Origin of the sequence: Psychrobacter sp. CLB018, from assembly GCF_041222815.1 — a bacterium.
GTDB classification, from domain to species: Bacteria; Pseudomonadota; Gammaproteobacteria; order Pseudomonadales; family Moraxellaceae; genus Psychrobacter; species Psychrobacter faecalis.
Window position 1 is genome coordinate 1 of record NZ_CP166086.1, and the last position, 4,987, is coordinate 4,987.

The window sequence follows — 4,987 nt, forward strand, 5'->3', positions numbered from 1 at the left end:
GGTGAGAGTTCTCTGCCCAAAATTATATTTTGGCCCTTCAGACGGCTGCTTGCCACAACGAATACATTGATAAGAAACTCCTCTTTCCTCAGTAGGGACCGCTAATGAACCACAGCGGCACCGGATAGAATACGTTTCTAATATCCTAACATTGATAAGGATCGGGCTACTCAGAGTCTCAGCAATAGATTTTTTATGTTTACGCGCAAATACTGATTGGATCTTTTTAATCATTATTCTCAATTCCTAGAGGTAGTTATCTATAAAACACTTTTAGTACTTTATAATTTTTACAAAATAATTGAATAGGAATTCTACTCAGAGAATAACGAATATAAGCCCTGAAAATACTGGGCTTAACAGACTTTAATTGTATCGGTAATAATATAAAGTGTTAATTACATTGTAACTCTTTTGTACTTTTTAAGTAAACAAAATAAACATAAACTGCTTTGACCTATACGGTCAATCCCGTAGGAATTGATCCCAAGTTAAGTGAGATATTTAGATAATAAAGGAGTGCTCGAAGTAGTATTTACTCCAGCAATGGTAAGAGAGATTAATGGCGCTAAAGAGTTCTTACTAAATATTTATTAGAACTGCCAAGCTAACTACAGTACTTTGGAAAACCTACGAGATTAGGCATTTTCCCCTGCCTTGGCTATCTCTTAATCCAACAACCAAAGGGCGTTAGCTTTGGACTAATCAAATATCTCTGAATGGCTACCCAGCCTAACAAAATCTACCGTATCGTTCTGAATACGGTAGATAAGCACCAAGTCAGGTTTAATATGGCAATCCCTAAACCCTTTATGATTGCCGGTCAACGCATGATCTTTGTATTTAGCCGGTAGCGGTATATCGTTCGTCAAACAATTAAGCACCTCACCCCATGCAGGAGTGAGCAAGCTTAGATAGTTCTTTTTAGCATCTCTCTTAAACTGACTGGATACTTCAATGGATCTCATCAGCCTCGCCTTCTAGCTCATCCATCAAATCACCAAAGCTATTGTACTTACTACCTTTACCGCTTGCGACCTCTGCAATAGCAGCAAGTGTTTGCGCGTTGAGCTTAGGTTGTTGATAGTCAAAAGACAAGGGAACTGCATTGGTATCGGCTACTTGGTTCAAGAACAGTCTTATGGCTTGTGAAGGCGTTAGTCCATAGCTTTCAAGAACAGAAAAAGACCTGTCCTTCAGATCCTGGTCAAGCCGTATATTATAATTAGTTGTAGTCATATTGGTCACCTTTCGCTTATATATGTACTCCCAATATAAGCGAAAGGTGACTAAACCTCAATAACTTTAGCATTCTATCTTCTCGCTAATCTAAGCGGTAATAGTCTGCTCATTCAATCCAGAAAGAAACTCGTCAACCGTTTTCTTAATGCTTTTTTGCATCACATAAAGATCAGAAGTGGAGTATTTGCCAAGCTGATTTCTTTCATCCATGACTTCAAACAGCTTGCTTCTGACCACTTCTTCGTGCGTTTTATCGTCAATCAACAGTAAATTAAGCTTCACGACAGCTCTATTGTAGGCTTCTTGAGTGGCTTCAAGTTGAAGGCTTTTACTGCTAGCTACTGATACACCGATCATGCTCATAAATAACTCCGCTACTAGAATCATCTGTAGCTACAGATGATTTTTTTAGGTGAATAAATTATTGATACCAGCCTAAGATTATGCCAGTGAATGACTGGAAGTAACGCTCTTATAAGCCCTTTTTTGTAGCAGATTTTACGACAGATAAAAAATCCGTTATTTCCCACCTAATTTAATGACTACACCTTACGCACCCTAAAGGGACTGCCAAATAGCTGATATTGTTAGGTTTATTAAAATTTGAGTGTTTGCAAAGTGCAAACAAAATCATTATAAGTTATTGATTTAAAAATGAAAAAGGTGTTTACAATCTGTAAACACCCAAGTTGAAAAACAGTGAAAAACAGCCCCTTTTTACCGCCTTTTGCAGCAAAAATCTCGCTTTCCTAACAGGTGAATTTATGGTGTAGTAGGTATACACTTTAGTAAAATAACACCCAATTATCAGGAAAAAGTAGTAATGAACTATGCGATTTTGAGGACGACAAAATTAAAGACGATGGGCAACATTGGTGGCAGTCTTGCACACAGCTATCGAACGATAGAAACGCCAAATGCTGACCCCAACCTCACCCCTAAAAATCATCATAGCGTTGCTACCCCTGAAGGGGTTAAACAAGCAATAAAAGATTGTCTCCCTGAAAAAAGACGCTCTGATGCGGTGCTCTGTATTGAGTATTTAATAACCGCCAGTCCCGAATGGGAAGGCTGGGGAAAAAGCCAAGAAGTAGAATTTTTTAAGCGGTCTGCTCAGTGGCTCATTGATCAGCATGGGGAAGAAAACATTGCAGGTATGAGTATTCATCGAGACATAAGCACACCGCATCTAGTCGCTTATGTCGTACCTATTGACCAAAAGGGGAAGCTCAACTGTAAGAATTTTCTAGGCGGTAGGGCTAAATTAAACAAGATGCAAACCGATTTTGCCAATAAGGTCGCTGATCTAGGGCTAATGAGGGGCAAAGAAGGCTCTAAAGCCAAGCATACCAGCATCAAGGAATATTACCACGACATCAACCATGCTAGAGATTTTAGTATTACAACCGTATCACTTAAGCCTGAAATGTTTGAAAGCAAGGCTAGATATGGGGAAAAGGTCACAGCAGCCGTTATTGAGCAAATAGAACCGACGGTAAAAGCGGCAAACAGCATCCTAATGGACTATGAGAAAGCTAGATTGGATAAAAGCGTTGCGGAAGCGAGCTATAACTCTCTCAAAAAACGTGTTGAGCCTTACTTACTGGCGACTGAAGGGTTAAATCGAGAGGAGATCATTAGATTGAATGAGGCAATGCAGATAGAAAGCTGTAGAATAGCTGTAGAGAGTGAAAAATTTAAAATAGCTATACATGTATAACAATAGAGATAGTTAGCCTTTAAATCGAAATCTGTGAACAAATAGAGTGGTTTTTATATCTGATCACTAAGGTTTAAGAAAAATACAGTCATTAGAATACTGAAAAACTTAAAAAGTTCAACAAACCTGCTGTTTTGCATTAAGTTAAAACAAATTGATGGATAAGTTTGAAAGTATTAATCGATTATCTGATCCAAATAAGCATAAAAAAGTCCCTGATATTTTGAGGTAACTAAGGCTTTTCTCTTCTGGCTTTTTAATTAATAAAAAAACAAAAAAATGCTTTTAATGCTTTTAAATGCTTTTAAATGCTTTTAGACCCTCTGTGACCCTTACTACTATTAGCTTGTAAGCTCCATTAAGGGACGTTTAGTTACCCATTAAGGGACGTTTAGTTACCCATTAAGGGACGTTTAGTTACCCATTAAGGGACGTTTAGTTACCATTGTTGGACTTATATATATATGTCCCTTTAATGACGTTTAGTTACCATTGTTGGACTTATATATATTTGTCCCTTTAATGACGTTTAGTTACCATTGTTGGACTTATATATATTTGTCCCATAAGGGACATAGTGTTATTATGTCACTAAATAATAGTAGAGAAGACTTCTCGTGAGTAAAGGTAATTTAGTCGTTAAAACAAATCAGCTTAATTCAGCATTACAGAATTTATCTTTGCCTGAAATTCGTATTGTTCAACTGGCAATAGTAGATGCTAGGGAAACCAATACAGGGCTAAGCACTGATAAACCATTACGCATTGATGCTTTACGCTATGCTGAGATGTTTGAAACTACTCGACAGAATGGCTATAAGCGTATGAAAGAAGCTGAGGAGACGTTATTTAATAGGCGTTTCAGCTATATTGACGACAAAGGGAAAGTTATTAAATCTCGTTGGATACAGCAAGTAAGATATCTTGATGACGAGGGCGCAATCGAATTAGTCTTTACTCTTGCCGTGGTCAATGGCATTAGCCGTATTGATGGTGCAGAAGATTTTTTTACCTCATACCTGCTTGAGCAAACCGCCAGTATGGATAGTATTTACTCCGTTAGGCTTTATGAATTGTTAGTACAGTGGAAAGCTGCCAAGCAGACTCCGATGTTTGCGCTTGAGAAGTTTAGAGATCAATTGGGTGTTGGTATCGAAGAATATAAAGCTATGAACGATTTTAAAAAGCGTGTACTACTAGTAGCTATTGATGAAATCAACGAAAAATCAGATATTAAAATCAGCTATGAACAAGTTAAAAAAGGTCGCAAGATTATAGGTTTTACTTTCACTGTTCATGAAAAGCCAAAAGCTAAGGCTGATGTAGTTAGTAAGGAGCGCGACGCTAGTACAGCAGATATGTTTACGGTTGACGGATTGAATGATAAGCAGCTAGGGCGTATTGCCCGTAATCCTAGCTTTATTGCTGATTATAATCATTTGGTTAGTTCTACCAGTCCAGCAGGTCAAGATCCGAATGCTTGGGAGTTTGAAATGATTAACCGCCTTAAAAAAGACCCTGAGCAGTTTAAAAAGCGCCCTATTAGAGAATATCTTGAATACTAGATCTTATGAGAGCGTTCGCTAGATATGATTCCCTACTGAGGGCTTAAGGTGAGTATTTCGAGGAAATTTGGCATTGAGCAATAAAAAATTTTTTATGCGAGCAATTGGGGTTTGTGGTCTAATTTTTATTTTGTCTACGATGGTTGCTGCTAGATTTTTTTAGTATGTTTCCTACAATAGAACATAAACTGAAAGCTGTATACCTAGTGTTTACGGCTTTTCTAGAGTTGCTGGACAGGTAAAAGCGGTCATCGGGAGGGAGTATCCTTTGTAGCTTCAATCCGCATGTGAACGGCACGCTCTCCAATCTCAAAAAGTTGAGTCTCCAACTATACCCTAGCGTTTAAGCTTGAATATAGGGCTACCTATAGTTTTTTTGTTTCATAATAGATATAGCGTCTTCGTAGAAGTCTATATGAAGTATCTCGCTATCTTTTTTAGGCGCTAGATTTAACTCATT

Annotated in this window: 5 protein-coding genes; 2 read left to right on the forward strand and 3 right to left on the reverse strand. The window is 37.8% G+C overall.

Going from position 1 to position 4,987, the window contains the following annotated elements; all coding sequences use genetic code 11:
* Positions 1 to 701: 701 nt before the first annotated feature.
* The 3 genes from AB8P72_RS13325 to AB8P72_RS13335 all read right to left on the reverse strand — a co-directional run bounded on the left by AB8P72_RS13325 (position 702) and on the right by AB8P72_RS13335 (position 1,605).
* Positions 702 to 968, reverse strand: coding sequence for a type II toxin-antitoxin system YafQ family toxin (locus AB8P72_RS13325; protein ID WP_369958305.1), 267 nt, complete (start codon positions 966 to 968; stop codon positions 702 to 704).
* Entirely contained in the window at positions 955 to 1,239 is a 285-nt protein-coding gene (locus tag AB8P72_RS13330; RefSeq protein ID WP_193010913.1) for a type II toxin-antitoxin system RelB/DinJ family antitoxin, read from the reverse strand. Before AB8P72_RS13330 ends, AB8P72_RS13325 begins: the two co-directional genes overlap by 14 nt.
* Before the next feature lie 90 nt (positions 1,240 to 1,329).
* Positions 1,330 to 1,605 carry a hypothetical protein gene (locus tag AB8P72_RS13335; RefSeq protein WP_369958306.1) on the reverse strand — a complete coding sequence of 92 codons (276 nt, stop codon included), beginning with the start codon at positions 1,603 to 1,605 and terminating at the stop codon, positions 1,330 to 1,332.
* A gap of 460 nt (positions 1,606 to 2,065) precedes the next feature.
* Here AB8P72_RS13335 and mobV point away from each other — a divergent pair, with 460 nt between their 5' ends.
* The gene (gene mobV, locus AB8P72_RS13340) at positions 2,066 to 2,962 is read left to right on the forward strand and encodes a MobV family relaxase (protein ID WP_191692555.1); all 897 of its coding nucleotides are present in this window, start codon (positions 2,066 to 2,068) and stop codon (positions 2,960 to 2,962) included.
* Positions 2,963 to 3,579: 617 nt separating this feature from the next.
* The gene (repM, locus tag AB8P72_RS13345; RefSeq protein ID WP_191692551.1) at positions 3,580 to 4,527 is read left to right on the forward strand and encodes a replication initiation protein RepM; all 948 of its coding nucleotides are present in this window, start codon (positions 3,580 to 3,582) and stop codon (positions 4,525 to 4,527) included.
* Positions 4,528 to 4,987: the final 460 nt, after the last annotated feature.

What these genes read in the sequence shown, in the direction of transcription:
- AB8P72_RS13325 (WP_369958305.1), bottom strand. Translation starts at nt 968, where the DNA reads ATGAGATCCATTGAAGTATCCAGTCAGTTTAAGAGAGATGCTAAAAAG.
- AB8P72_RS13330 (WP_193010913.1), bottom strand. Translation starts at nt 1,239, where the DNA reads ATGACTACAACTAATTATAATATACGGCTTGACCAGGATCTGAAGGAC.
- AB8P72_RS13335 (WP_369958306.1), bottom strand. Translation starts at nt 1,605, where the DNA reads ATGAGCATGATCGGTGTATCAGTAGCTAGCAGTAAAAGCCTTCAACTT.
- mobV (WP_191692555.1), top strand. Translation starts at nt 2,066, where the DNA reads ATGAACTATGCGATTTTGAGGACGACAAAATTAAAGACGATGGGCAAC.